Source organism: Streptomyces mabaensis, from assembly GCF_053763515.1.
Genome location: NZ_JBSOPZ010000017.1, coordinates 21,140 through 46,433 on the forward strand (window position 1 = coordinate 21,140; position 25,294 = coordinate 46,433).

The 25,294-nt window shown below is 72.7% G+C and carries 20 protein-coding genes; 16 read left to right on the forward strand and 4 right to left on the reverse strand.

All coding sequences use genetic code 11. From position 1 onward, the window contains the following. Positions 1–8: 8 nt before the first annotated feature. Positions 9–1,055 (reverse strand): Rv2578c family radical SAM protein, encoded by a 1,047-nt coding sequence (locus tag ACWV17_RS17050; RefSeq protein WP_455360399.1) that lies wholly within the window; start codon positions 1,053–1,055, stop codon positions 9–11. Positions 1,056–1,201: 146 nt separating this feature from the next. Here ACWV17_RS17050 and ACWV17_RS17055 point away from each other — a divergent pair, with 146 nt between their 5' ends. The 8 genes from ACWV17_RS17055 (at position 1,202) to ACWV17_RS17090 (ending at position 13,080) form a co-directional block, all read left to right on the forward strand. Beyond that, positions 1,202–1,675, forward strand: a complete 474-nt coding sequence (locus tag ACWV17_RS17055) for an SRPBCC family protein (protein ID WP_455351662.1) — start codon at positions 1,202–1,204, stop codon at positions 1,673–1,675. 326 nt (positions 1,676–2,001) lie between these two features. Beyond that, complete coding sequence (locus ACWV17_RS17060; RefSeq protein WP_455360400.1) at positions 2,002–4,455, forward strand: MFS transporter; 2,454 nt, start codon at positions 2,002–2,004, stop codon at positions 4,453–4,455. A 144-nt stretch (positions 4,456–4,599) separates the two neighbouring features. Next, entirely contained in the window at positions 4,600–7,098 is a 2,499-nt protein-coding gene (locus tag ACWV17_RS17065) for an ATP-binding SpoIIE family protein phosphatase (RefSeq protein ID WP_455360401.1), read from the forward strand. Between the two features lie 82 nt (positions 7,099–7,180). Beyond that, entirely contained in the window at positions 7,181–7,954 is a 774-nt protein-coding gene (locus tag ACWV17_RS17070; protein WP_455360402.1) for a class I SAM-dependent methyltransferase, read from the forward strand. A gap of 11 nt (positions 7,955–7,965) precedes the next feature. After that, the gene (locus ACWV17_RS17075) at positions 7,966–8,799 is read left to right on the forward strand and encodes a M55 family metallopeptidase (RefSeq protein WP_455360403.1); all 834 of its coding nucleotides are present in this window, start codon (positions 7,966–7,968) and stop codon (positions 8,797–8,799) included. Next, entirely contained in the window at positions 8,792–10,126 is a 1,335-nt protein-coding gene (locus tag ACWV17_RS17080; RefSeq protein ID WP_455360404.1) for a M20/M25/M40 family metallo-hydrolase, read from the forward strand. The genes ACWV17_RS17075 and ACWV17_RS17080 overlap by 8 nt, the downstream gene beginning before the upstream one ends. A 15-nt stretch (positions 10,127–10,141) precedes the next feature. Then, positions 10,142–12,124: a prolyl oligopeptidase family serine peptidase gene (locus ACWV17_RS17085; RefSeq protein WP_455360405.1), complete on the forward strand. Its 1,983-nt coding sequence runs from the start codon at positions 10,142–10,144 to the stop codon at positions 12,122–12,124. Continuing rightward, positions 12,121–13,080 carry a S66 peptidase family protein gene (locus ACWV17_RS17090; protein ID WP_455360406.1) on the forward strand — a complete coding sequence of 320 codons (960 nt, stop codon included), beginning with the start codon at positions 12,121–12,123 and terminating at the stop codon, positions 13,078–13,080. The genes ACWV17_RS17085 and ACWV17_RS17090 overlap by 4 nt, the downstream gene beginning before the upstream one ends. 23 nt (positions 13,081–13,103) lie before the next feature. Here the strand turns inward: ACWV17_RS17090 and ACWV17_RS17095 are convergent, their stop codons facing one another. Then, the gene (locus ACWV17_RS17095; protein ID WP_455360407.1) at positions 13,104–14,210 is read right to left on the reverse strand and encodes a PP2C family protein-serine/threonine phosphatase; all 1,107 of its coding nucleotides are present in this window, start codon (positions 14,208–14,210) and stop codon (positions 13,104–13,106) included. Positions 14,211–14,428: 218 nt separating this feature from the next. On the opposite strand from ACWV17_RS17095, the gene ACWV17_RS17100 reads away from it, so the two are divergent. After that, complete coding sequence (locus ACWV17_RS17100) at positions 14,429–16,396, forward strand: DUF5107 domain-containing protein (protein WP_455360408.1); 1,968 nt, start codon at positions 14,429–14,431, stop codon at positions 16,394–16,396. Positions 16,397–16,405: 9 nt separating this feature from the next. Here ACWV17_RS17100 and ACWV17_RS17105 read toward each other — a convergent pair whose 3' ends face one another. After that, complete coding sequence (locus tag ACWV17_RS17105) at positions 16,406–16,765, reverse strand: VOC family protein (RefSeq protein WP_455360409.1); 360 nt, start codon at positions 16,763–16,765, stop codon at positions 16,406–16,408. A 29-nt stretch (positions 16,766–16,794) separates the two neighbouring features. Next, positions 16,795–17,607: a methyltransferase domain-containing protein gene (locus tag ACWV17_RS17110; RefSeq protein ID WP_455360410.1), complete on the reverse strand. Its 813-nt coding sequence runs from the start codon at positions 17,605–17,607 to the stop codon at positions 16,795–16,797. Positions 17,608–17,756: 149 nt separating this feature from the next. Between ACWV17_RS17110 and ACWV17_RS17115 the strand changes: the two genes are divergently transcribed. From ACWV17_RS17115 to ACWV17_RS17145, 7 genes are all read left to right on the forward strand, one after another. Next, positions 17,757–18,203, forward strand: coding sequence for a phage holin family protein (locus ACWV17_RS17115; protein WP_455360411.1), 447 nt, complete (start codon positions 17,757–17,759; stop codon positions 18,201–18,203). A gap of 296 nt (positions 18,204–18,499) precedes the next feature. Beyond that, positions 18,500–19,867, forward strand: coding sequence for an NAD(P)/FAD-dependent oxidoreductase (locus ACWV17_RS17120; RefSeq protein ID WP_455360412.1), 1,368 nt, complete (start codon positions 18,500–18,502; stop codon positions 19,865–19,867). Between the two features lies 1 nt (position 19,868). Then, positions 19,869–21,713: a transketolase gene (locus ACWV17_RS17125; RefSeq protein WP_455360413.1), complete on the forward strand. Its 1,845-nt coding sequence runs from the start codon at positions 19,869–19,871 to the stop codon at positions 21,711–21,713. Between the two features lie 403 nt (positions 21,714–22,116). Next, positions 22,117–23,745: an IS200/IS605 family accessory protein TnpB-related protein gene (locus ACWV17_RS17130; RefSeq protein ID WP_455360414.1), complete on the forward strand. Its 1,629-nt coding sequence runs from the start codon at positions 22,117–22,119 to the stop codon at positions 23,743–23,745. A 49-nt stretch (positions 23,746–23,794) separates the two neighbouring features. Beyond that, complete coding sequence (locus ACWV17_RS17135) at positions 23,795–24,109, forward strand: gas vesicle protein GvpO (protein WP_455360415.1); 315 nt, start codon at positions 23,795–23,797, stop codon at positions 24,107–24,109. 22 nt (positions 24,110–24,131) lie between these two features. Then, positions 24,132–24,578 (forward strand): gas vesicle structural protein GvpA, encoded by a 447-nt coding sequence (locus tag ACWV17_RS17140; protein WP_455360416.1) that lies wholly within the window; start codon positions 24,132–24,134, stop codon positions 24,576–24,578. Beyond that, complete coding sequence (locus tag ACWV17_RS17145) at positions 24,575–25,291, forward strand: GvpL/GvpF family gas vesicle protein (RefSeq protein ID WP_455360417.1); 717 nt, start codon at positions 24,575–24,577, stop codon at positions 25,289–25,291. Before ACWV17_RS17140 ends, ACWV17_RS17145 begins: the two co-directional genes overlap by 4 nt. Positions 25,292–25,294 lie beyond the last annotated feature (3 nt).

The following is a 25,294-nucleotide window of genomic DNA, read 5'->3' on the forward strand; positions in this document are numbered from 1 at the left end:
GTGGGAGGTCAGAGAAGGGTCAGTTGGGTGGGCTCGGCGAGCTCCGGCTCCGGCGCGGCCGGTATCCGCCGGGCGGCACCCCGCCGGGCCGGACCGATGCCGAACTCGGCTGCCAGTTCGTGCACTTGGCGGGTGATCCGGCGCTGGTACCACGTGGGCGCGTAGGCCCCGGCGGCGTAGAGGCGTTCGTACCGGCGTACGAGATACGGATGGCGCTCGGCCAGCCAGGCCATGAACCATTCGCGCGCGCCGGGGCGCAGATGGAGTACCAGGGGCGTCACCGAGGTCGCTCCGGAGGCGGCGATCGCGCGTACGGTCGCGCGCAGCTGGTCGGGCGAGTCGCCGAGGAAGGGGATCACCGGGGCCATCAGCACCCCGCAGCCGAGGCCGGCCTCGGTGAGCGCGCGAACGACGTCGAGGCGGCGCTCGGGTGAGGGCGTGCCCGGCTCGACGGTGCGCCACAGGGCGCTGTCGATGAACCCGACGGAGACGGAGACGCCGACGTCGGTGACCTCGGCGGCCTGCCGGAGTAGGTCGAGATCACGCAGGATCAGCGTGCCCTTGGTGAGGATGGAGAACGGGTTCGCGTGGTCGCGCAGGGCCGCGATGATGCCGGGCATCAGGCGATAGCGGCCCTCGGCGCGCTGATAGCAGTCGACGTTGGTGCCCATCGCGATGTGCTCGCCGGTCCAGTTCCGCGAGGCGAGCTTGCGGCGCAGCAGTTCCGGGGCGTTGATCTTGACCACGATCTGCGAATCGAAGCCGAGGCCCGTGTCGAGGTCCAGATAGCTGTGGGTCTTGCGGGCGAAGCAGTACACGCAGGCGTGTGTGCAGCCCCGGTAGGGGTTGACCGTCCATTCGAACGGCAGCTGCGAGGCGCCCGGCACACGGTTGACGATCGACCGCGCCCGGATCTCGTGGAAGGTGATGCCGCGGAACTCCGGGGTGTCGAAGGTCCGGGTGACGACCGCGTCCGCCCCGAAGAGCGCGGCGGGCGAGCCGGGCCCGGCGGGCGCGGCCTCGGCCTGGTTCTCGGCCAGATTGTCCCAGCGCATGGCGCCTCCTCGGTAGCACTGGCCTCAGAATAGAACACATGTTCCCTTGATCGTGCGGGGACCCCGATTTGGGCGGCTGTGATCCAGATGGTTGGCTTGCCGGAACCCAACTCACCACGAGCACGACGAGTCCTGGAGGAACAGGCATGGCGCAGGTCGAGGCCACCACGGAGCGGATCATCGCGGCGGACGCGGAGAAGGTGTTCGACGCACTGGCCGACTACACCGGGACCCGCGCCAAGCTGCTCCCCGAGCACTTCAGCGAGTACGAGGTGCGCGAGGGCGGCGACGGCGAGGGCACGCTCGTCCATTGGAAGCTCCAGGCCACCAGCAAGCGGGTCCGCGACTGCCTGCTGGAGGTGACCGAGCCGACTGGGGGCCCCTCCCATGGCGAAGCCTATGGGGGAGGAGAGCTGGTCGAGAAGGACCGGAACTCCTCCATGGTGACCACCTGGACGGTCACCCCCGCGGGTGAGGGCAGGTCGAAGGCCGTCGTCACCACCGTGTGGGACGGCGCGGGCGGCATCGGCGGCTTCTTCGAGCGGACCTTCGCCCCCAAGGGCCTCGGCCGCATCTACGACGCGGTGCTCGCCAGGCTCGCCGCGGAGGTGGAGCGCTGAGCGGTGCGTCGACCGGGCGCTGACGGGCGGGCGCCGGCCGGGCGCCGGCCGGGCGCCGGCCGGAGAGTTGACCCGGCCGGCCCGGGCGTTGACCCGTCCGAGTTGCCCCCGTCCTCACCGGTTCGGGTGATCCTTCCCGCGGCGCCATGACGTGACCAGCGCGTTGCGCGCCGCGGGAAAGCCCCTGATGAGCGCCGGACAGGCGCTCGCCGCAGGGCAGTTGGCGCACTGCCCGCGCTGTGCTGTGGCGAAACGTCTCGCTTGCTCCCGCTTCTCGCCCAATGCGAGAAAGGTCCGCGGTGCAGGCGCGACGAGGGGAGCAGCACGTGGGCGGGACCACTGGCGGGACCACTCTGGTGAAGGAGGAGCGGGCCGGCGCGCCCGCCCGTTCCGCGGCCGAAGGGCCCCCGCCGCCGGCCGCTCCCGCCCCGGCCGCTTCGTACGACGGCCTCAGTCCGTTCCGGGTGCGGATGGTCTTCTTCGGCCTGATGCTCACGCTGCTGCTCGCGGCGCTCGACCAGATGATCGTCGCCACCGCGCTGCCGAAGATCGTCGGTGAGCTGCACGGCCTGGACAAGATGTCCTGGGCGGTCACCTCGTACCTCCTGGCCTCGACTGTCGCCCTGCCCATCTACGGGAAGCTGGGCGACCTCTTCGGGCGCAAGAGCGTCTTCCAGTTCGCGATCGTCGTCTTCGTCATCGGCTCCGCGCTGGCCGGCTGGTCCCGGACGATGGACCAGCTGATCGCCTTCCGGGCCGTCCAGGGCATCGGCGGCGGCGGGCTCATGATCGGTGTCCAAGCGATCATGGCGGACATCGTGCCGCCCCGGCAGCGCGGCCGGTTCATGGGGCTCATCGGCGCGGCCTTCGGGCTCGCCTCGGTGGCCGGACCGCTGCTCGGCGGCTTCTTCACCGACCACGCCTCCTGGCGCTGGTGCTTCTACATCAACATCCCGTTCGGCCTGGTCACCATGGCCGTCATCGCCGTCGTACTGAAGCTCCCGAAGCCCGCCGCCCGGGCCCGTCTCGACGTGGTCGGCGCGGTGCTGATGGCCGCCGCCTCCACCTGCCTGGTGCTGCTGACCAGTTGGGGCGGTACGGAGTACGACTGGGACTCGCGCGTGATCCTCGGGCTCGGTGCGGGAGCCCTCGTGACGACCCTCCTCTTCGTGGTCGTCGAGCACTACGCGCCCGAACCGATCATCCCGCTGCGGCTGTTCCGCGACTCGGTCTTCAACATCACGGCTCTGGTGGGGGCGGTGATCGGCGTGGCCCTGTTCGGCGCGGCCAGCTATCTGCCCACCTTCCTGCAGATGGTCGACGGCGCGAGCGCCACGGAGTCCGGACTGCTGATGCTGCCGATGATGGGCGGCATCGTCATCGCCTCGGTCGTGTCCGGGCAGTTGATCAGCAGAACCGGCCGCTACAAGGTGTATCCGATCGTCGGCAGCGGGGTCGCGGCCGTCGGCATGTGGCTGCTCTCGCGGCTGGAGACCACCACGCCCCGGCTGGAGTACAGCATCTGGATGGCGGTACTGGGCACCGGCATGGGGCTGGTGATGCCGGTCCTCATCCTCGCCGTCCAGAACGCCGTCGACCCGGCCGACCTGGGCGCCGCCACCAGCACCAACAACTACTTCCGGCAGATCGGCGGCAGCGTCGGCGCCGCCGTCTTCGGCACCCTCTTCGCCGACCGGCTCACCGACGCACTCGCCGAGCGGCTGCCGTCCGGCGGGGGACTGCCGTCCCCCGAGTCGATCACCCCGCAGATGGTCCACGCCATGGAGCCCGCGCTGCGCGACGGCTATGTCCAGGCCTACGCCGACGCCATGCCGCGGATCTTTCTCTACCTCGTGCCGGTGCTCGTCCTCGGCCTCCTGCTCGCCTTCTTCCTCAAGGAGAAACCGCTGGTGTCCCACAACGCCCCCACCGCCGAGCCCACGTCCATCCCGCACGCGCGCACCGGTCGCGCCCCGGATCCGGGCAGCGGCTCCGGGAACGCCGCCGGCGCCGGGTACTCGGCGGGCGTGCCCGTCTGCGGGACGGTGCAGCACCACGACGGCAGCTCGGTGCCGCGCGCCGCCCTCACCCTCATCGACGGCTCCGGGCAGCAGATCGGGCGCGGCGCCAGCGGCGAGGACGGGCGGTACGCGCTGAGCGTGCCCGGCTCCGGTGCGTACGTCCTGATCGCGGCGGCCGGCGGCCACCAGCCGCAGGCCGTGAGCGTCACCGTGGGCGAACGGCCCGTCGACCTCGATGTAGTGCTGGGCGGGGCCGGCCGGCTCGCCGGATCCGTCGTCACGGCGGACGGCACTCCGGTCAGGGACGCCGCCGTCACCCTCACCGACGTCCGCGGCGACGTGGTTGCCACGACCCGCAGCGGGCGGGAGGGCGGCTATGTGATCAGCGAACTGGTGGCGGGGGAGTACACCCTGGCGGCCAGCGCCCCCGCCTTCCGCCCCGCCGCACTCCCGGTGAGCGTGCAGTCCTCCCGGGAGACCCGGCAGGACATCGAACTGGCGGGCGGGGCCGTGCTGCGCGGCACGGTCCGGGCGAGCGGCGGACGGCCGGTCGAGGACGCCCGGGTCACCCTGCTCGACGCCGCGGGCAATGTCGTCGACACGCTGACGACGGGGGCGGACGGGGCGTTCCGGTTCGTCGACCTCTCCTCGGGTGAGTACACGGTGATCACGGCGGGGTATCCGCCGGTGGCCACTGTGCTCCAGGTGGCGGGTGGGGGACGCACCGAACGGGACCTCCAGCTGGGCCACGAGGACTGACCGGCCCTCAGTTCCGGTTGGGCCGCGGGCCGGTTCGCGCGGGCGCACGACCTATTCGTGCGTTGCCCGGCGGGCCGCCCGCGCGTGGTCGTACCGTGGTGGAAGGAGCCGCAGATCTTGCGGCGGGGAAGGAGCCTCCCACCCATGGACAGGGGCATTCCGCCGGGCCTGCCGCGGCAGCGCGACGTGGCCGGCCGGATTCCGCTCGCGGTGGTCGTCGTGGACGGCGACGGCCTGGTCTCGCACTGGAGCACGGGCGCGCGGCGGTTGTTCGGCCCCTCCAGGGAGGAGGCGGTGGGCCGGCCCGCCGTGGACCTGCTGCCCGTGTCGGGGCCCCTCAACGACGCGGCGGAGACGGCCGAGGCGCAGCGGTCCGCGCCGGGGCGGTCGCGGTCCCGGTCCCGGGGCGCGTACGAACCGTACGACCGCACCGACGAGTTCGGACCGGAGCTCGAAGCCTCGCTTGGCGGCCGTACCTCCTACCCCGCGGCCGGCCGGGCCCGGTTCTCGGAGTCCGGAAGCGGCCGGGTCGACGTGTTGTGGTGGGCGTACCCGCTGATCGGGCCCGGGCCCGGACGGCTGCTCGTACTCGCCGCGGACGCCGACCGTCTGCGCCGCGAGGAGGAGTTCGAGGGTGAGTCCCTGGAGCGCATCGCGCCCGGCTTCGCCCTGCACACCGAGTTCCCCGGGTTCGACGAGCTGGCCCGGCGGCTCCCGGAGATCCTGCCGAGCATGAGTGTCGGCGAGAGCTCCCGTATCGTCTCGCAGATCCTCGAACTGGGTTACCCGGTACTGGAGTTCAGTCAGCACGACCGGGTGCCGGTCACCCCCGACTGGGGCGTGCCCAGGCGGGCCGAGCGCCGGGCTCGCCGGCGGCTGGCCGCCGAGGCCGCGGAGGAGGGCCGCGAGTTCGAGCCGGCCGACCTCGAACAGGACCTGGAATACGCGGCGGTGCGCGAGCGCCTGGAGTTCCTCAACGAGGTCAGCGGCCGCATCGGATCCTCGCTCGACCTCGCCCGGACGATCCAGGAGGTCAGCGCGGCCGTCGTACCGCGGTTCACCGACGTCGCCGGCACCTATCTGCGCGAACAGGTCATCGCCGGCGAGGGCTTCCCCGACGGACCGCCGGACGCCACCACGATGTGGCACCGGGTCGCCGTCGAGCACGTGGACGAGCCGGGCCGCTGGGACGACGTGGTGCCGGTCGGCGAGGCCATGCCCTTTCCCGCGCACACCCCGTTCTTCCAGTGCATGACGACCGGCGAGCCGGTGCTCGTGCCCCGCATCAGCGAGCAGATGGGCAACGCCATCGCCTCGCAGTTCGAGAAGCGCGACATCCGGCCGCTGATCACCAACCGCTCGATGCTGGTCGTGCCGCTCAAGGCGCGCAACGTCGTCCTGGGGTTCATGATCCTGCTGCGGCACGCGGAGCGGCCGGTCTTCAACGACATGGACCGGGTCACCGGGGCCGAACTGGCCGCCCGCGCAGGGCTCGTCCTGGACAACGCCCGCATGTACACCTACCAGGAGAGCGTCGCCGAGACGCTCCAGGACAGCATGCTCCCGCAGGTCACCCCGCGGATGGCCGGGTGCGACACGGCGACCCGCTACCTGCCCGGCACGCTGCTGGGGCGGGTCGGCGGCGACTGGTTCGACTCGGTCAAGCTGCCCGGCTCGCGCACCGCGCTGGTGGTGGGCGACGTCATGGGGCACGGGCTCAACTCGGCCGCCATGATGGGCCAGTTGCGAACGGCCGTGCAGACCATGGCCGCCCTCGACCTGCCGCCCGCCCAGCTGCTGCGCAACCTCGACGACCTGGCCCAGCGGCTCGGCGAGCACTACCTCGCCACCTGCCTGTACGCGGTCTACGACCCGATCGCGGGCGAGCTGCTGATCGCCAACGCCGGTCACATCCCGCCCGTGCTCGTCCGGGCCGAGGACGGGCGCAGCCTGCTGCTGGAGCTGCCCACCGGCGCGCCGATCGGCGTCGGCGGAGTGCCGTTCGAGTCGGTACGCGTGCCCGTCGCGCCCGGCGACCGGCTGGTGATGTGCACCGACGGCCTGGTCGAGGTACGCGGCGAGGACATCGGCGTCGGGCTCGCGACGCTCTGCGAGTCGGCCGCCCATCCCGCGGCCTCCATGGACGACGCCTGCGACACCATCATCCGCGCGCTCAACACTCGGGGCGGCCGCAAGGACGATGTGGCGCTGCTGATGGCCCGGCTCAGCGGGATCGCGCCCGAGGACGTGGCCCGGTTCCAGCTCGCCATCGACCCGCGCGAGGCGGGCCGGGCGCGCCGGCTGGTCGCCGCCCAGCTGGACGACTGGGGGCTGGACGAGGTGGCCGAGACCGCCGCGCTGCTGGCCGGCGAACTCGTCACCAACGCACTGCGCCACGCGCACAGCCGCCATGTGGAGCTGCGGCTGGTCCGCGCCGGCACCCTGCTGTGCGAGGTGGAGGACGACGACCACACCCTGCCGACCCTGCTGAACGCGGGGCCCGGCGCGGAGGCGGGGCGCGGACTGCGGGTGGTGAGCGCGCTGGCCCGGGAGTGGGGCACGAGCCGGACCGCCGCCGGCAAGACGGTGTGGTTCGAACTGTCGCTCCCGCGGGTACGCCGTACCGGCCCGAACGCGGGGTGAATGATGACCCGGACACCTTGCCCAGCCATCTCCTGGACGGTAGACCGGCCTTGACGTCGTGTCACTTCCTGGGGAGCTGTTCATGAGCGTGACGAATCGGTACAGGGACGCGTGGGAGGGCTTCTGGCGGGAGGCCCCCGCCGAGCCGGGATCCGTCTTCTGGGACGCGGAGCCCGCCCTCACCGCGGGCGCGCATCTCGCCCTCTTCGAACCCCACCTCGCCGACCCCGGTCTGCCGCTGGTCGATCTGGGCTGCGGCAACGGCACCCAGACCCACTTCCTCGCCGACCGCTTCGCCCGGGTCGTCGGGGCCGATCTGTCCGCGGCCGCGATCGCGCACGCCCGCGGCCACGCCCGTACCTCCGACGGCGACGGGCGGGTCTCGTTCCGGGAGCTCGACGCGGTGGACAAGGCCGCCGTCCAGGAGCTGTACGGCGAGCTGGGCGACGCCAACGTGTACATGCGCGGTGTGCTGCACCAGTGCGAGCCGGCCGACCGGCAGCCACTGGTGGACACCCTCGCCACCCTGGTCGGCGAGCGGGGGCGGGCCTTCGTCGTCGAGCTGTCCGAGGCCGCCCGGCCCGTACTGATGGGCCTGGCGCAGGGCCCGGCCGGCCCGCCGGCCAAGCTCAGGCCGGTCTTCGCTCATGGGCTCACACCGGGCGAGGTGCCGGACGAGGAGGTTCCGCGGCTCCTCGGGGCAGCGGGTCTGGCGGTACTCGCGAGCGGGTCGGCGCCGCTGGCGACCGCCGAGCACGCGGCGGACGGCTCGCGTATCGAACTGCCGTCGAACTGGCTGGTCGTAGGCCGCTCCGACACGCGTGCGGGGGTGGGCAGCGCAGGCGGCAGCGCGTAACCTTTTCGTGCATGAAGATCCTGATCTCTGCGGATATGGAAGGCGCCACCGGTGTGACCTGGCCGGCCGACGTGCTGCCGGGCACACCGCAGTGGGAGCGCTGCCGGGCGCTGTTCACCTCCGACGTCAACGCCGCCGTCCTCGGGTTCTTCGACGGCGGCGCCGACGAGGTGCTCGTCAACGAGGCGCACTGGACCATGCGCAATCTGCTGCTGGAGCAGCTCGACGAGCGGGCCCGGATGCTCACCGGGCGCCACAAGTCGCTCTCCATGGTCGAGGGCGTGCAGCACGGCGATGTGGACGGCATCGCCTTCGTCGGCTACCACACCGGCGCGGGCACCGAGGGCGTGCTCGCGCACACGTATCTCGCCAACTCCATCACCGGCGTCTGGGTCAACGGCGCCCGGGCGAGCGAGGGCCTGCTCAACTCCCATGTCGTCGCGGAGTACGGGGTGCCCGTCGTGCTGGTCACCGGCGACGACCTGACCTGCGAGGACGCCAAGGGGTACGCGCCGGGGGCGTGCACGGTCGCGGTCAAGGACCATGTCTCGCGGTACGCCGCGGTGTGCCGCACCCCCGCCCGTACCGCCGCGGACATCAGAGCGGCGGCCAAGGAAGCGGCCGCGCTCTCTGTGCGTCACGAACCGGTGCGCGGCGGGCCGTTCACCGTGGAGCTGGAGTTCGACGCGGAGCACCTCTCCGCCGCCGCGACCGTGGTGCCGGGCGTGCGGCGGACGGGCGAGCGGCGGGTCGCGTACACCAGCGGGACCATGTACGAGGGAATTCGCGCCTTCAAGGCGGTCACGACAATCGTCTCGGCGGCCGTGGAGGAGCACTATGGCTGACATGCACCAGGCCATTGATGATGTCGCCCTCGACGAGGCGGTGCGGTTCACCTCCGAACTGATCCGCATCGACACCACCAACCGGGGCGGCGGGGACTGCCGGGAGCGGCCCGCCGCCGAGTACGTCGCCGAACTGCTGGCCGAAGCGGGACTCGAACCGGTGCTGCTGGAGCGCACCCCCGGACGCACCAACGTGGTAGCCAGAATTAACGGAACCGATCCGTCCGCCGACGCGCTGCTCGTGCACGGACACCTCGACGTGGTGCCGGCCGAGCCCGCCGAGTGGAGCGTGCACCCCTTCTCCGGGGAGGTCAGGGACGGGGTGGTGTGGGGGCGTGGCGCGGTCGACATGAAGAACATGGACGCGATGGTGCTCGCAGTGGTCCGGGCCTGGGCACGGGCGGGCCTGCGGCCCCGCCGGGACATCGTGATCGCGTACACCGCGGACGAGGAGGACAGGGCCGTCGACGGTTCCGGTTTCCTCGCCGACCAGCACCCCGGCCTCTTCGAAGGCTGTACGGAAGGCATCAGCGAAGCCGGCGCCTTCACCTTCCACGCCGGACCCGGCCTGGCGCTCTACCCGATCGCGGCGGGGGAGCGCGGCACCCGCTGGCTGAAGCTCACCGCTTACGGCACGGCCGGGCACGGCTCCAAGGTCAACCGCGCCAACGCGGTGAGCCGGCTGGCGGGGGCCGTCGCCCGGATCGGTGAGCATGAGTGGCCGGTGCGGCTCACTCCGACCGTGCGGGCCGCCCTGGCCGAACTCGCCGCGGTGTACGGCGTCGAGACCGACCTCCGCGCCGCGGACCTCGACGTGGACGGGCTGCTGGCCAAGCTGGGGCGGGCCGGGGCGCTGGTCGAGCCGACCGTGCGCAACAGCGCCAACCCGACGATGCTGGAAGCCGGTTACAAGATCAACGTAATTCCGGGCACCGCCACGGCGTATGTCGACGGACGGGTGCTGCCCGGCGGCGAGGAGGAGTTCCGCACCACCCTGGACCGGCTCACCGGCCCGGACGTGGAGTGGGAGTTGCACCACCAGGAGATCCCGCTCCAGGCGCCGGTCGACTCACCGACGTTCGCGAAGCTGCGCGCCGCCGTGGAGCACTTCGCCCCCGAGGGGCACGTCGTGCCGTACTGCATGCCCGGCGGCACGGACGCCAAGCAGTTCTCGCGCCTCGGCATCACCGGGTACGGCTTCTCCCCGCTCAGACTGCCCGAGGGCTTCGACTACGCGGCGCTCTTCCACGGCGTCGACGAGCGCGTCCCGGTCGATGCGCTGCACTTCGGCGTCCGCGTGCTCGACCACTATCTGCAGTCCGCATAGGGGGAAGTGGCAGACATGGTGCCCACCGGGCCGTACGGCAGCTGGCCCTCGCCGATCGACGCCGCCCTCGCCGCATCTCACGACGGCCATCCGGAGTACGTCGGCGTGCTCGGCGACGAGGTGTGGTGGACCGCGCCACGACCCGCCGAGGGCGGCCGCCGGGCGCTGGTGCGCCGACGCGCGGACGGCGCCGAGGTCTCGGTACTGCCCCCGCCGTGGAACGTCCGCAGCCGGGTCGTCGAGTACGGCGGCCTGCCCTGGGCCGGGGCGGAACGGGCGGCGGGCGGGCCGCTGGTGGTGTTCGTGCACTTCGCCGACCAGCGGCTGTACGCCTACGAGCCGGACGCCCCGGGGGAGCCGCGGCCGCTGACTCCGCTCTCGCCCGTGGGCGGCGGCCTGCGCTGGGCCGATCCCCGGCTGCTCCCCGAGCGGGGCGAGGTGTGGTGCGTACTGGAGGAGTTCACCGGCCCGGCGGCCACCGACGTACGGCGGGTGCTCGCCGCCGTACCCCTGGACGGCTCCGCTGCCGGGAACCGGGCGGCCGTACGGGAGTTGTCCGACGACCGGCACCGGTTCGTCACCGGCCCCCGGCTGTCCCCGGACGGGCGGCGCGCCGCGTGGATCGCCTGGGACCACCCCAGGATGCCGTGGGACGGCACCGAGCTGAAGCTCGCCGACGTGACCCCCGGCGGCACCTTCACCGGCGTACGCACGGTGATCGGCGGACCCGAGGAGTCCGTCGCCCAGACCGACTGGGCCGCGGACGGGACGTTGCTGGCCGCCACCGACCGCGGTGGCTGGTGGAATCTGCACCGGGTGGATCCGGAGACCGGCGCGGCCACCAACCTGTGTCCGCGTGAGGAGGAGTTCGCCGGACCGCTGTGGAGGACCGGGCAGCGCTGGTTCGCCCCGCTGCCCGGCGGGCTCGTCGCCGTACTGCACGGGCAGGGCTCCGCCGTGCTCGGGATACTCGATCCGGAGACCGGTGACCTGGTCGACGCGGCCGGGCCGTGGACCGCCTGGCAGCCGACGCTCGCCGTGCACGGCACCCGGGTCGTCGGAGTCGCGGCGAGCCCGCGCAGCGCGTACGAAGTCGTGGAACTCGACACCTGTACCGGCCGGGCCCGGGTCGTCGGCGCGGCCCACGACGACCCGGCCGACCCGGCGTACTACCCCGAACCGCAGATCCGCGTCTTCACCGGTCCGGGCGGCCGCGACATCCCGGCGCATGTGTACCCGCCGCACAACCCCGGCCATATCGCGCCCGCCGACGAGCTGCCGCCCTATGTGGTGTGGGCCCACGGCGGTCCCACCGGCCACGCGCCGCTCGTGCTCGACCTGCAGATCGCCTACTTCACCTCGCGCGGCATCGGAGTCGCCGAGGTCAACTACGGCGGCTCGACCGGGTACGGCCGGGACTACCGCAACCGGCTGCGCGAGCAGTGGGGCGTCGTCGACGTCGAGGACTGCGCGGCCGTCGCGCTCGCGCTGGCGGCCGAGGGCACCGCGGACCCGGACCGGCTGGCGATCCGGGGCGGCAGCGCCGGCGGCTGGACGGCCGCCGCATCCCTCGCCACCACCGATGTGTACGCCTGCGGCACGATCATCTATCCCATCCTGGACCTCGTGGGATGGGCGAGCGGCGAGACGCACGACCTGGAGTCCCGCTATCTCGACACGCTCGTCGGCCCGCGGGCGGAGTACCCGGCCCGCTACCGCGACCGCTCGCCCGTCGAGCAGGCGGACCGGGTCACCGCGCCCTTCGTCCTGCTCCAGGGACTGGACGACGTGATCTGCCCGCCCGTGCAGGCCGAGCGCTTCCTCGCCCGCATGGAGGGGCGGGAGGTCCCGCACGCCTACGTCGCCTTCGAGGGCGAGGGGCACGGCTTCCGCCGCGCCGACACCACGGTCCGCGCGCTGGAGGCCGAACTCTCCCTGTACGCGCAGACGTTCGGGATCAACCGCCCCGATATCCCGCTCCTGGAACTCACCAAGTGACCCGCACGCCTGCGCCGCCCCCGCCGTCCGCGCCGTCTCTGACGCGGCCCGTCCGTCTCCGGCCCGGCGCCAGGGTCGCCGTCGTGGCGACCAGCGGCCCGGTCGTGGACGAGCGGCTCGCGGCAGGCCTGGACATCCTGCGCGGCTGGGGCCTCGACCCGGTGGCCGGCGCACATGTGCGCGACCGCCACCACAGCCTCGGCCACCTCGCCGGTACGGACGAGGACCGCGCCCGGGACTTCCAGCAGGCGTGGTGCGACCCCAGTGTGTCCGCAGTCCTGTGCGCCCGTGGCGGCTACGGCGCACAGCGCATGGTGGACCTGCTCGACTGGGACGCGCTGCGCGCCGCCGGCCCCAAGATCCTGGTCGGCTACAGCGATGTCACCGCGCTGCACGAGGCGTTCGCGGTCCGCCTCGGCCTGGTCACCCTGCATGGACCGATGGTCGCGGCGGCGGCGTTCGTCAGGGACACGTTCACCCAGGAGCACCTGCGGGCCACCCTCTTCGAACCGGAATCCGTACGCACCCTCGGCCTGCCCACCGCCCGCCCGCTGGTACCGGGCCGCGCCCGGGGCGTCACGCTCGGCGGCTGTGTCAGCCTGCTCGCCGCGGGTCTTGCCACCCCGTACGCCAGGCCCTCCGCCCGCGGCGGGCTGCTGATGATCGAGGACGTGGGCGAGCAGCCGTACCGCCTCGACCGCGTGCTGACCCAGCTGCTGCGCTCCGGCTGGCTGGACGGCGTCGCCGGGGTCTGCCTCGGCTCCTGGGCCGAGTGCGGCCCGTACGCGGAGGTGCGCGCGCTGCTGCTCGACCGGCTCGGCGGACTCGGCGTGCCGGTGGCCGAGGAGCTGGGCTTCGGGCACGGCGAGACCTCGCTGACCGTGCCGCTCGGGGTACCGGGGCTGCTGGACAGCGAGGCGGGGACGCTCACGCTCGACACACCCGCGCTCGGCTGACCGCGCGCCCGCCGTACCGGGGGCTACCCGAGCGTCAGCGCGAGAATGGCCTCGTCGTCCTCGTCGCGTTCCGCCGACCAGGCTTCCGCGTCGGCGTGCACGAACTGCACGACGTCGTCGGGGTCGGGCGTCCGGTCCCCGCCGAAGCGCTCAGCGAGCCGGTCGAGCACCGGATAGAACACGCCGTCCGCGTTACGTGCCTCACTCACCCCGTCCGTGAACACGACAAGCAGCTCGCCCGGCCGCAGCGGATGCACGGTGGTCTCCACGGCCCCGCCGGGGGACAGCCCGCCGAGCCCCAGCGGGAGCGCGGGCGCGGTGACCAGCCGCCGGGCGCCCTCCGGGCCGACGACGACGGGTGCCGGGTGGCCGCGGTCGACGATCCGCACCTCGCCGCCGGAGAACGGGAACTCCAGCACCAGCGCCGTCACGAAGAGTTCGGGATCGCCCTCCTCACCGGCCGGGCTGTTGCGGGCGATGCTGAGTTCCAGTCGCTCCGCCAGACTGCTCAGGTCCTCCCACTCGTGCGCGGACACCCGGAAGCTGCCCAGGACCGCCGCGACCGTCTGCACCGCGTCCAGCCCCTTGCCGCGCACGTCGCCGATGATCGCCCGTACCCCGAACGGCGTGGTGCAGACGTCGTACAGATCGCCGCCGACGAGCGCGCCGCCCTCCCCGGCCGAGTAGAGCCCGGCCGCCCGTACCGGACCGAGCCGGCGCGGCACCGGGCGCAGCAGGGTCCTCTGCATCGCCTCCGCGACCGAGTTCGCGCGGATCAGATGCTGCCTGGCGCGCTCGCGCTGCCAGGCGAGGGCCGTGCTGGCGATCCCGATGAGCAGCGTGGCGCCGTACAGCGCCACATGGTGCTGCTCGTGGAAGTGGCCGGGGCGGCGGGCCGCCAGGAGCATCTGCAGCCCCAGGCACACGGCGGCCAACAGTGCGGTGCCCCGCGGGCCGCGGGTCGCGGCGGCCATCGGAGGCACGCCGGTAAGCAGGAAACTCACGGGCTCCCGGCCGCGGAGGGCCGCTTCGACGATCAGATCGGCCACGACGGCGACCAACGGCAGCCACCAGAGCCAGCCCTGACGCAGCAGCGGGAAGGATCGCGGGGAAGGTCTCCGACGAGGCATAAGGCGCACCCTAGAAGCACCGCGCGCCGGGAAGGATCACGGGCCGGGTCGTGTCGCCCTGACCGTGTCGCGGACGCCGCCACCGGGCCGGGGGGGAGTGGGGGCCTTTGCGTAATCGTGATGGGGAGATCCCCTGGCCAGTCCGGTCACCGGCGTGTTCCATGGTCACGGGGGTACGCCGGACGGCCGGCGGGCCCGCGCGAGGATGCGAGGTTGCCGTGGCCACGACCGTGCGACGCACCGTACTGACCCTGCCCGCCGCCCTGTTGGGGCTCGAGAACCCGCTGCCCGCACTGCGCACCCTGGACGAGACGCACGAGCTCGACGAGCGCGCCCGCGAGGCCCTGCCCCGGGACATGGCCCGCCAGATCGGGTACGAGCCGCTGCGCAGCCTCCTGCCGGTGCGGGTGCTGGACGGATACGGACGCGCACGCACCCCGGTTGATTTCGAGGCGGTCGTCATCGAGAACGACCGGCTGCGGGTCACCGTCCTGCCCGGGCTCGGCGGCCGCGTCCATTCCCTGCACCACAAGCCCACCGGCCGCGAACTGGTCTACCGCAACCCGGTGTTCCAGCCCGCCGACTTCGCGCTCAACGGCGCCTGGTTCTCCGGCGGCATCGAGTGGAACATCGGCGCGACCGGGCACACCACGCTGTCCTGCGCCCCGCTGCACGCGGCGCGCGTCCCGGCCCCGGACGGCGGGGAGATGGTCCGGCTGTGGGAGTGGGAGCGGCTGCGCGATCTGCCGTTCCAGGTGGACCTGTGGCTGCCCGGCGACTCCGACTTCCTGTACGTCGGCGTTCGGATCCGCAACCCGCACGAGCGGCCCGCCCCGGTGTACTGGTGGTCCAACATCGCGGTCGCGGAGGGCGAGCGGACCCGCGTCCTCGCCCCGGCCGACGAGGCCTGGCACTTCGGGTACGAGCGCGGGCTGCGGCGGGTGCCGGTGCCCGGGTGGGACGGGGCGGACCGTACGTACCCGCTGCGCGGCACGTACCCGGCCGACTACTTCTACGAGGTGCCGGACGGCGCGCGGCGGTGGATCGCCTCGCTCGACGCGGACGGGCAGGGCCTCGTCCAGACCTCCACCGACCTGCTGCGCGGCCGCAAGCTGTTCCTGTGGGGTGCGGGGCGCGGCGGCAGGCGGTGGCAGCAGTGGCTGACCGAGCCGGGCACCCCCGGCTACGCCGAGATCCAGGCGGGGCTGGCCCGCACCCAGCTGGAGCATGTGAAGCTCGACGCGGGCGGGGAGTTCGCGTGGCTGGAGGCGTACGGGCCGCTGGCCGCGGACGCGACGACGGTCCACGGCACGGACTGGGCGGCGGCCCGCGCCGAGACGCAGGCGCGGCTGGAGTCCGCGCTGCCGCGGGCGCGGGTCGACGCGGCGTACGAGGCGTGGCGTCCGTTCGCCGACACCGAGCCGGGCGAGCGGCTGGCCACCGGCTCGGGCTGGGGCGCGCTCGAAGTGCTGAGGGCCGGTCTGAAGCTGCCCGGCACGCCGTTCGACGAGTCCACCCTCGGTGAACCGCAGGCGCCCTGGCTGGAGTTGTACCGAGCAGGCGCCTTCCCCGCCCCTCGGCGGGTCACCCCGCCCGGCCCCACGCTGGTGGCCCCGCACTGGCGCGACATGCTGGAGACCGCCCCGGCGGAACCGCTCACCGAGTACCACCTGGGCGTCGCGCAGTGGCACGCGGGCGACCTGGCCCAGGCGGTGCGCAGCTGGGAACGCGGGCTCGGACTCGCCCCCTCGCAGTGGCCGCTGCTCCGCTGCCTGGCGGCGGCCGACGAGCTGTCGGGCAATGTGCCGCGGGCGGCCGACCGCTACGCGGAGGCTTTCGACGACCTGTGCCAGGAGCGCCGCGACGGCGAGCCGTGGACGGCGGCGACGGCCGCGCTGGGCCGCGAGGCGATCGCGGCGCTCCTCGCGGCCGGCCGCCCCGCCGACGCGCGCGCCGTCTGGCACCGGCTGGGCCCGGACGTGCGGGGCCGCGGCCGCTTCCGCCTGGTGGAGGCCCAGCTCCTGCTGGCGGAGGGCGCGCCGGCGGCGGCGCGGGCCCTGTTCGAGGCCGGCTTCGAGGTGCCGGACCTGCGCGAGGGCGACGAAACCCTGAGCAGGCTCTGGTCGTCGCTCACCGACGCGCCCCTCCCGGACACCTACGACTACCGCATGCGCCCGCCGTCCTGACGAAAGCCGTCAGGCTGTCGGGTCCGTGGTTCTGTCCACGTACTCGAAGACCGAGCCGTCCGGGTGGAGGGCGATCAGGTTGCGGCCCACCGGGGTGGGGACCGGACCCGCCACAATCGTCGCCCCCGATGCGGTGAGGACGTCCGCGGCTTCGCCGACGTCCTTCACCGCGATCGTCGCCGCCACCTTCCGCAGCACCTCCAGCTCCGACTCGGGCCCGCTCATCAGCAGGAAGCAGCCGACCGCGGCGACCGAGACGCCCCCGCGCTCGAACCGGAGCGCCGGACTACCGGTGAGCCGTTCGTAGAAGACCACCGAGGTCTCCAGGTCGTCGACGCAGACTCGCAGCGTGGTTCCCAGGATCTCCATACGGGTGAGGGTAGTTGGAGGTGCTCGGCTTACGGGACGCGGCAGAGGATCTCGCCGTGCAGGACCGAGAACCAGCCGTCCTCCCGGGTGCCCCACTCCCGCCATGCCGCGGCGATGGCGGACAGCTCCTCCTTCGTCGCGTGCCCGCCCTCGACCGCGATCCGCCCGTAAGCCGAGCTCGTCGTGCGGTCCGCCCACAGTCCGCTCCACCAGGCCCGCTCCTCGGGAGTCGCGAAGCACCACGCCGTGGCGGAGCAGGCGATGTCGGTGAAACCGGCGCTCCTGGCCCAGGAGAGCAGCCTGCGCCCGGCGTCCGGCTCACCGCCGTTCGCGCGGGCCACCCGGTCGTACAGCGTCTGCCACTCGTCCAGCGCCGGCGCAGCGGGGAACCAGGTCATCGCCGCGTAGTCGGCGTCCCGCGCCGCCACGATCCCGCCGGGGCGGCAGACGCGGCGCATCTCGCGCAGTGCCTGCACCGGGTCGCCGACGTGCTGGAGTACCTGGTGGGCGTGCACGACGTCGAAGGAGTCGTCGGCGAACTCCAGCGCGTGCACGTCGGCCACCGCGAACTCCACACCGACGGCGCCGCGTTCCTCCGCGTACGCCCGCGCCTGGTCCACCACGTCCTGCGCGGCGTCGACCGCCGTCACCCGGCCGGGGGCCACCAGCCCGGCCAGGTCCGCGGTGATGGTGCCGGGGCCGCAGCCCACGTCCAGTACGTCCAGGCCCGGCCGCAGTTCGCCGATGAGGTAGGCCGCGGAGTTGGCGGCGGTCCGCCAGCGGTGCGAGCGCAGTACCGACTCGTGGTGTCCATGGGTGTAGACGGCGGTCTCTTTCGGCATGGCCGTACTCCTTCTCGCGTGCTCACCGAGCGTCCGAGCGATGGGGCAACCGTACTCCGTCATGCCGGATGGTGAGATGCATATATCGCCATGTGGACACGCGCCTTGGGCGCCGGACTACCGCCGGGCCACCGGGGTACCCGAGCGCCATGGACACGAATCTCTCGGAACAGGTCGCACAGGTCGTCCGGGACACGATCAGGGACGAACTGCGCGAACAGAGCAGGAAGCAGCGCCGGCCGGCCAGGCTGTACGCGGGGGCCGGTGCGGCCGTCCTGTACGGCGGGGCGGCGGCCACCGCCTTTCTCGTTCTCGTCCTGGCCGTGGCCCTGCCCGCCTGGGCGGCCGCCCTGCTCGTCGCGGTACTGCTCCTCGGGGCGGCCGAGATGATGCGGCAGGCGGCGCGCAGCACCCACACCGGGCCCGCCGGCGGCACCGAAGACGCCGACACGCTCGCCGAAGCCCCCGGCTTCGGCGACGCGTCCGCCGCCCCGCCGGCCCCGCCCGTCCCGCCAGGCGGCGCCGCGCCGCGCGTACCGCGGCAGATGCCCCCCGGCAGCTCGCCGAGCAGCCCGGATTCCCCGCGCCGTCTCTAGGGGGTGTCCGGCCGATCATGCCGGGCTCCCGTCTCCCCCAGCTACCGCTGGGAGGTGCCCCCAGGCACGCACATCTGCCGCGTTGGCCAAATCCGCCCATAGCTCCGCTATGGCCGAATCCGGCCGCCTTGCAGCTGCGCTCGGCATCCGGAGGATGAATCAAAGAGCCGAGACGGAGCGAGCGAAGCGAGTGCAGTGCACCAGACGCCGCTCGCTGATCCGGCCTGATCGGCCGGACACCCCCTGGGCTTCCGGCTGCCCAGGGCCGGCGCACCAGGTGTTTGGCCCCGGGGCACATGGGCACCGGGGAAGTCACACTGCCGACTCGGAGACGCATCGTGAACCGACCCCGTGTTGTCGTCGTCGGAGCCGGATTCGCCGGCTACCAGACGGCCCGTACGCTGTCCCGCACCCTGCGGGGCAAGGCCGAGATCGTTCTGCTGAATCCGACCGACTACTTTCTGTATCTGCCGCTGCTGCCCCAGGTCGCCGCCGGCATCCTGGAGCCCCGGCGGGTGACCGTCTCCCTCCCCGGGACGCTGCCCCACGTGCGGCTCGTCCTCGGCGAGGCCGGGCACGTCGACCTGGACGGCCGCCGGGTGCACTACACCGACCCCGAGGGCGGCACCGGTGAGCTGACGTACGACCGGCTCGTCCTCGCCGTCGGCAGCGTCAACAAGCTGCTGCCGGTCCCCGGCGTCGCCGAGTACGCCCACGGCTTCCGCGGGCTGCCCGAGGCGCTGTACCTCCGCGACCACGTCACCCGCCAGATCGAGATGGCGGCGGCGACGGGCGACGCCGGGGAGTGCGCGTCCCGCTGTACCTTCGTCGTGGTCGGTGCCGGATACACCGGCACCGAAGTCGCCGCCCAGGGCAAGATGTTCACCGACGCGCTGGTGCGCAACCAGCGCGCCTGGCGCACCGGGCAGAAGCCGCGCTGGCTGCTGCTGGACCTCGCCGACCGGGTCCTGCCCGAACTCGACCAGCGGCTGTCCACCACCGCCAACCAGGTACTGAAGGCCCGCGGCGTGGACGTGCGCACCGGTACCTCCGTCAAGCACGCCACCCCCGACGGAGTCTGGCTGGACGACGGCGAGTTCGTCGGAACCCGGACCCTCATCTGGTGCGTCGGGGTCCGCCCGGACCCGCTGGTGTCCGAGCTCGGTCTGCCCGTCGAGAAGGGCCGCCTCGTCGTCGACCCGCACCTCGGTGTGCCCGGCCGCCCCGACGTGTTCGCGTGCGGTGACGCGGCGGCCGTACCGGACCTGACCCGTCCGGGCGAGTTCACGCCGATGACCGCCCAGCACGCGAGCCGGCAGGGCAAGGTGGCCGGCCGCAATGTCGCGGCCTCGCTCGGACACGGACAGCGGCAGATGTACGAACACCACGACATGGGGTTCGCCGTCGACCTCGGCGGAGTGAAGGCGGCCGCCAACCCGATGGGCGTACCGCTGTCCGGCCCGCTCGCGGGCGCTGTCACCCGCGGCTACCACCTGGCGGCCATGCCGGGCAACCGGGTCCGGGTCGCCGCCGACTGGCTGCTGGACGCGGTGCTGCCGCGCCAGGCCGTACAACTGGGCCTGGTCCGCTCCGGGTCGGTGCCGCTGGACACGGATTCGCCCGAACTCGCGCGCATGCCGGGCGGACCCGGCCGTAAGGAGTGACATGCGTACCGAAGAACTGACCGAACTGGGACAGCAGTTGCGCGTCGACGCGGTACGCGCCGCCGACGCGGCCGGCTCGGGGCACCCCACCTCGTCGATGTCGGCCGCGGACGTCGCCGCCGTACTCCTGGCCCACCATCTGCGCTACGACTTCGCACAGCCCGGCCACCCCGGCAACGACCGGTTCGTCCTCTCCAAGGGCCACGCGTCGCCGCTGCTCTACGCCCTCTACCGGGCGGCCGGAGCCATCGACGAGGACGAACTGCTCACCTTCCGCGAGCGGGACAGCCGGCTCGAAGGCCACCCGACCCCGCGGCTGCCCTGGGTCGACGTGGCCACCGGCTCGCTCGGGCAGGGCCTGCCCATCGGCGTCGGCATGGCGCTCGCGGGCAAGCGGCTCGACCAGATCCCGTACCGCGTCTGGGTGATGTCCGGGGACAGCGAGATGGCCGAAGGCTCCGTATGGGAGGCCGTCGAGCACGCCGCGTACGAGCATCTGGACAATCTGACCCTGCTCATCGACGTCAACCGGCTCGGCCAGCGCGGGCCCACGCGCTACGGCAGCGACCTGCACGCGTACTCCCGCAGGCTGCGCGCGCACGGCTGGCACACCGTCGAAGTCGACGGCCACGACATCGAGGCCATCGACACCGCCCTCAACGAGGCCCGTTCGACGCTCGGCCAGCCCACCGCGGTCATCGCCGGCACCCACAAGGGCCGCGGTGTCGCCGCGGCCGAGGACCGCGAGGGTATGCACGGCAAGCCGCTGAAGGACGCCGGCGCGGCGATCGAGGAGCTGGGCGGGCGCCGCTCGATCCGGGTCGACGTGCAGCGCCCGCCCGACGCGCGGAACCCGCACGCCACCGCCCCGGTCCGGCCGGAGCTGCCCCGCTACGACGTCGGGGACTCGGTGGCCACCCGCAACGCCTACGGTGAGGCGCTCGCCGCCCTCGGCGCCGCGCGGGCCGAGATCGTGGCACTCGACGGCGAGGTGAGCGACTCCACCCGTGCGGAGTTCTTCGCCAAGGAGCACCCCGGTCGGTTCTTCGAGTGCTACATCGCCGAACAGCAGCTCATCGCCGCCGCGGTCGGCATGCAGACACGCGGCTGGGTGCCGTACGCCTCGACGTTCGCCGCCTTCCTGACGCGCGCCCACGACTTCCTGCGGATGGCGGCGGTCAGCCGGGCGGACATCAATGTCGTCGGCTCGCACGCCGGAGTCGCCATCGGGCAGGACGGGCCGTCCCAGATGGGCCTGGAGGACCTGGCCATGTTCCGGTCCGTGCACGGCAGCACCGTGCTGTACCCGTGCGACGCCAACCAGACGGCCGCCCTGGTCGCCACCATGGCCGGTCTGTCGGGCGTGCGCTATCTGCGGACCAGCCGGGGCGAGAGCCCGGTCCTGTACGGCCCCGACGAGGACTTCCCGGTCGGCGGCTCCAAGGTGCTGCGCGCCGGTGACGACGACCGGGTGACGCTCGTCGCGGCCGGGGTGACCGTGCACGAGGCGCTGAAGGCCGCCGAGCTGCTGGACGGCGAAGCCATCGCGGTACGCGTGATCGACCTCTACTCGGTCAAGCCCGTCGACGCCGCGACGCTGTACGCGGCGGCGACCGCGACCGGCTGCCTGGTGACGGTGGAGGACCACCGGCCGGAGGGCGGGATCGGTGACGCCGTCGCCGAGGCCTTCTCCGACGGGCGGCCCGTGCCGCGACTGGTACGGCTGGGTGTGAACAGCATGCCGGGCTCGGCGAGCCCGGAGGAGCAGCTGCACGCGGCGGGCATCGACGCCGACTCGATCGCCGCGGCGGTACGACTGCTGGTCGGCGAGGCGATCGTGCGGTAAGCACCGGCCGGGCGGGGGAGGGCACCGGGCGCGGTTCCCCTCCCCGACGACGGCCGCACTGAATCAGGCCTCACCCAGGACGACCTCACCGGCTACGACCGGGAGGTCGTCCCGTACATGCTGCCGCGTCCGCGGGGTCGCCCGCTGAGGTCGGAGCGGCGCGTGAGTCCGCCCGGGACGTGGCCGAGACGCTCGCCGCAGACTCAGGGGTTGGGAACTGCTGTGATTTGACTGAGCACGAGTGTGCTCTGGAGTGTGCGAGTCAGCGCTGGGTTTCGGCAAAGGGGGTGTGCTGTCCTGTCGGTGGAGGGGAATGGGAGTTCGCCTGCCGGATGCGTGACCCTTCGCGAGCGCGTTCGTTGGGTGGGGTGAGCGGGTCTCTACGGCTGACCGGGGGTGTGGGGTGGGCGATCTGCGGGAGCTTGCGGTGCCGTTTGTGGTGCCCAGCCCGTCAGGAGTGGCGGTCCGTACCCGGCTCAAGCAGCTCACCGCCCGCGATGAGGAAGTGCTACGACGGGTGGGCGCGCATCTGGGCGCGCTGGCCTCCCGTGACCTGAAGACACGCTGCCGTGACGGTCTGGAACACGACGCCGCGACATGGGCCGCACGCAAGCGGGAACTGACCCCTGCGTCCTCGGCCCGCTGGGCAGGCGCGATCACCAAGGCCACGCACGATCAGTGGGCGCTGGCCCGACGCTGCGCTCTCGCCCACATCCACTCCCTGGAGGCGGGGGTGCGGACCCTGCGGCACCGGCTGTCGCTACCCGTGGACGCAAAGGGGTCGAAGAAGGCGCCGGGTGGTTACCGCAGCAGGCGGGAGTGGCATGCCAAGTCCCGCCGCCTGCACGTCTTGGAGGACCGGCTGGAGCGGGAACGTGCCGCCTGGACGGCCGGGACCGTGCACGTGGTGCGGGGAGGCAAGCGCCTGGCCCGCACCCGGCACAACCTGCCCGCCGCACAGCTCACCGAGGGCGAGTGGCGTGGGCGGTGGGAGGCGGCTCGCTGGTTTCTGCAGGCGGACGGGGAGAGCGGGAAGCGGTTCGGGAACGAAACCATCCGCATCAGCCCGGACGGTGAGGCCAGCATCAGGCTCCCCACCCCGCTCAAGGGTCTGGCCAACGCTCCGCACGGCCGGTACGTGCTCACCGGCCGGATCCGGTTCGCGCACCGCAGGCAGGAATGGGCCGACCGCGCGGAAGCGAACCGGGCCATCGCCTACCGCATCCACCACGACGCCCAGCGCGGCCGCTGGTACGTGACCGCCTCCTGGCAGAAACCCGTAACGCGCACGATTCCCCTGGCAGCGGCGCTGGCCGACGGCGTAATCGGTGTGGACACCAACGCCGACCACCTCGCCGCCTGGCGCCTCGACACCCACGGCAACCCCACCGGCACCCCGCGCCGATTCTTCTACGACCTGACCGGACCCGCCGATCATCGCGACGCCCAGGTCCGCCACGCCCTGACACGACTGCTCAACTGGGCCCAGGGCTGCGGCGTGAAGGCGATCGCCGTCGAGGACCTGGACTTCACGGCCGAGAAGACCCGCGAGAAACACGGCCGCAGACGCCGCTTCCGACAGTTGATCTCCGGCATGCCCACCGGCAGACTCCGCGCCCGCCTGACCTCCATGGCCGACGCCACCGGCATCGCCATCATCGCCGTCGACCCCGCCTACACCTCCCGGTGGGGTGCCCAGCACTGGCAGAAGCCACTGACCAGCACCACCCGTAAGACCACCCGTCACGATGCGGCGAGCATCGCGATCGGACGACGCGCTCAGGGGTATCCGGTCCGGCGTCGGACGGCACCGCCCCGTGCACACCAGAGCGATGTGCACGGGCATCGGACCGTCCAGGCCACACCGGAGCCCCCTGGGCGTGAGGGACCCCGCCCCCGCGTTCCCGGACCACGGACACGATCCGTGCCGCCGGACGCGGAGCGAACGCGGGCGACCAGGACACCCAACACCGTTCGGGATGTCCGCAGTGACCAGAAATGGGTCCAGGACTCACTACTGCTCATTGATTAGGAACGGTTTGACCTCGGCTCTCCTGGCTACTCGCTGCGGCGAGGCACTCATGACACACACATCAGAGAACGCATCCCAGAGGAATCAGGCTTCGGCGGAGAAGCAGCCGGGCTCGGTGGAAGTGCTGCGCGCCGCGCGGCGCCAGCTCACCGAACTCACCGGCATGACCGCCGAAACGGTCTCGTCCTTCGAACGCTCGGAGGACGGCTGGACGTTGGTCGTCGAGGTACTCGAACTCGCCCGCGTCCCCGACACGATGAGCCTGCTCGCCTCGTACGAGGTCGAACTCGACCCGCACGGCGAGCTGACCGGCTACCGCCGGGTCCGCCGCTACGAACGCGGCCGGGCCGACAGCCGGTCCTGACACCCGAGGAGGGCACTACGCGATGACGGTTGTCCCCGCAAAACAGCAAGGCCGGAGCTCCGGAGGCAGCAGCGGCCTGTACGACGTACTGGAACTCATCCTCGACCGAGGGCTCGTGATCGACGCGTTCGTCCGTGTCTCCCTCGTCGGCATCGAGATCCTGAAGATCGACATACGGGTGGTCGTCGCCAGCGTCGACACCTATCTGCGCTTCGCCGAGGCCTGCAACCGGCTCGACCTCGAAGCGGGCCCGCGCAAGAGCCCCGGACTGCCCGACCTGGTCGGTGAGATCACCGAGTCGGGCGCCAAGGGCAAGTCCAAGGGCGCCCTGTCCGGCGCCGCGGAAACCATCTCCGACGCCTTCCACCAGGCCCGCGACGACAGCAGGAGCGAGTCCACCCGGGCCGAGGCCAAGCCGCGCGCCCGCCGGACCAGCACGGCCCGCCGGAAGGAGGAGGAGCAGGAATGAGTACGTACGTCTACGGGATCGCCCGCGACTCGCACCCCAGCCTCCCGGAGAAGATGGGCGGAGTGGGCGACCCGCCCCGGCCCGTCCGCGTGCTGGCGCAGGGCCGCCTCGCCGCGCTGGTCAGCGACGCGCCCGAGGATCTCAAGCCCAAGCGGCGCGACCTGCTCGCCCACCAGAGCGTCCTGTCCGAGGCCGGCGCGGCCGGCGCCGTACTGCCGATGCGGTTCGGCGGCATCTCACCGGACGACGAGGCGGTCACCGCGGTTCTCGCCGAGCGCGAGGAGCACTACCTGGAGCGGCTCACGGTCCTCGACGGCAAGGTCGAGTACAACGTGAAGGCCACGCACGACGAGGAGGCCGTCCTCCACCAGGTGCTCGCCGACGACCCGGAGCTGCGCGCGCTGAGCGCGGCCAACCAGGTGGCCGGTGGCGGCACCTACGAGCAGAAACTGCGTCTGGGCGAACGAATCGTCGCCGCCGTGCAGCGGCGTGAGGCCCGGGACGGCACCGTGGTGCGCCAGACCCTGGAACCCGCCGCCGCGGATGTGAGCGCCGGCCCGGAGAGCACCGGGTGGCTGGCGAACGTCTCGTTCCTGGTGGAGCGGGAGCGCGCTGACGAGTTCGTGGCCCAGGTGAGCGAGCTGCAGCGGGCCAATCCCCAGCTCGTACTCCAGGTCAACGGCCCGCTGCCGCCCTACAGCTTCGTGGAGTAGCGG

Coding starts and splice junctions, on each gene's coding strand:
- ACWV17_RS17050 (WP_455360399.1), bottom strand. CDS start 1,055: ATGCGCTGGGACAATCTGGCCGAGAACCAGGCCGAGGCCGCGCCCGCC.
- ACWV17_RS17055 (WP_455351662.1), top strand. CDS start 1,202: ATGGCGCAGGTCGAGGCCACCACGGAGCGGATCATCGCGGCGGACGCG.
- ACWV17_RS17065 (WP_455360401.1), top strand. CDS start 4,600: ATGGACAGGGGCATTCCGCCGGGCCTGCCGCGGCAGCGCGACGTGGCC.
- ACWV17_RS17070 (WP_455360402.1), top strand. CDS start 7,181: ATGAGCGTGACGAATCGGTACAGGGACGCGTGGGAGGGCTTCTGGCGG.
- ACWV17_RS17075 (WP_455360403.1), top strand. CDS start 7,966: ATGAAGATCCTGATCTCTGCGGATATGGAAGGCGCCACCGGTGTGACC.
- ACWV17_RS17080 (WP_455360404.1), top strand. CDS start 8,792: ATGGCTGACATGCACCAGGCCATTGATGATGTCGCCCTCGACGAGGCG.
- ACWV17_RS17085 (WP_455360405.1), top strand. CDS start 10,142: ATGGTGCCCACCGGGCCGTACGGCAGCTGGCCCTCGCCGATCGACGCC.
- ACWV17_RS17095 (WP_455360407.1), bottom strand. CDS start 14,210: ATGCCTCGTCGGAGACCTTCCCCGCGATCCTTCCCGCTGCTGCGTCAG.
- ACWV17_RS17105 (WP_455360409.1), bottom strand. CDS start 16,765: ATGGAGATCCTGGGAACCACGCTGCGAGTCTGCGTCGACGACCTGGAG.
- ACWV17_RS17110 (WP_455360410.1), bottom strand. CDS start 17,607: ATGCCGAAAGAGACCGCCGTCTACACCCATGGACACCACGAGTCGGTA.
- ACWV17_RS17115 (WP_455360411.1), top strand. CDS start 17,757: ATGGACACGAATCTCTCGGAACAGGTCGCACAGGTCGTCCGGGACACG.
- ACWV17_RS17120 (WP_455360412.1), top strand. CDS start 18,500: ATGGGCACCGGGGAAGTCACACTGCCGACTCGGAGACGCATCGTGAAC.
- ACWV17_RS17125 (WP_455360413.1), top strand. CDS start 19,869: ATGCGTACCGAAGAACTGACCGAACTGGGACAGCAGTTGCGCGTCGAC.
- ACWV17_RS17135 (WP_455360415.1), top strand. CDS start 23,795: ATGACACACACATCAGAGAACGCATCCCAGAGGAATCAGGCTTCGGCG.
- ACWV17_RS17140 (WP_455360416.1), top strand. CDS start 24,132: ATGACGGTTGTCCCCGCAAAACAGCAAGGCCGGAGCTCCGGAGGCAGC.
- ACWV17_RS17145 (WP_455360417.1), top strand. CDS start 24,575: ATGAGTACGTACGTCTACGGGATCGCCCGCGACTCGCACCCCAGCCTC.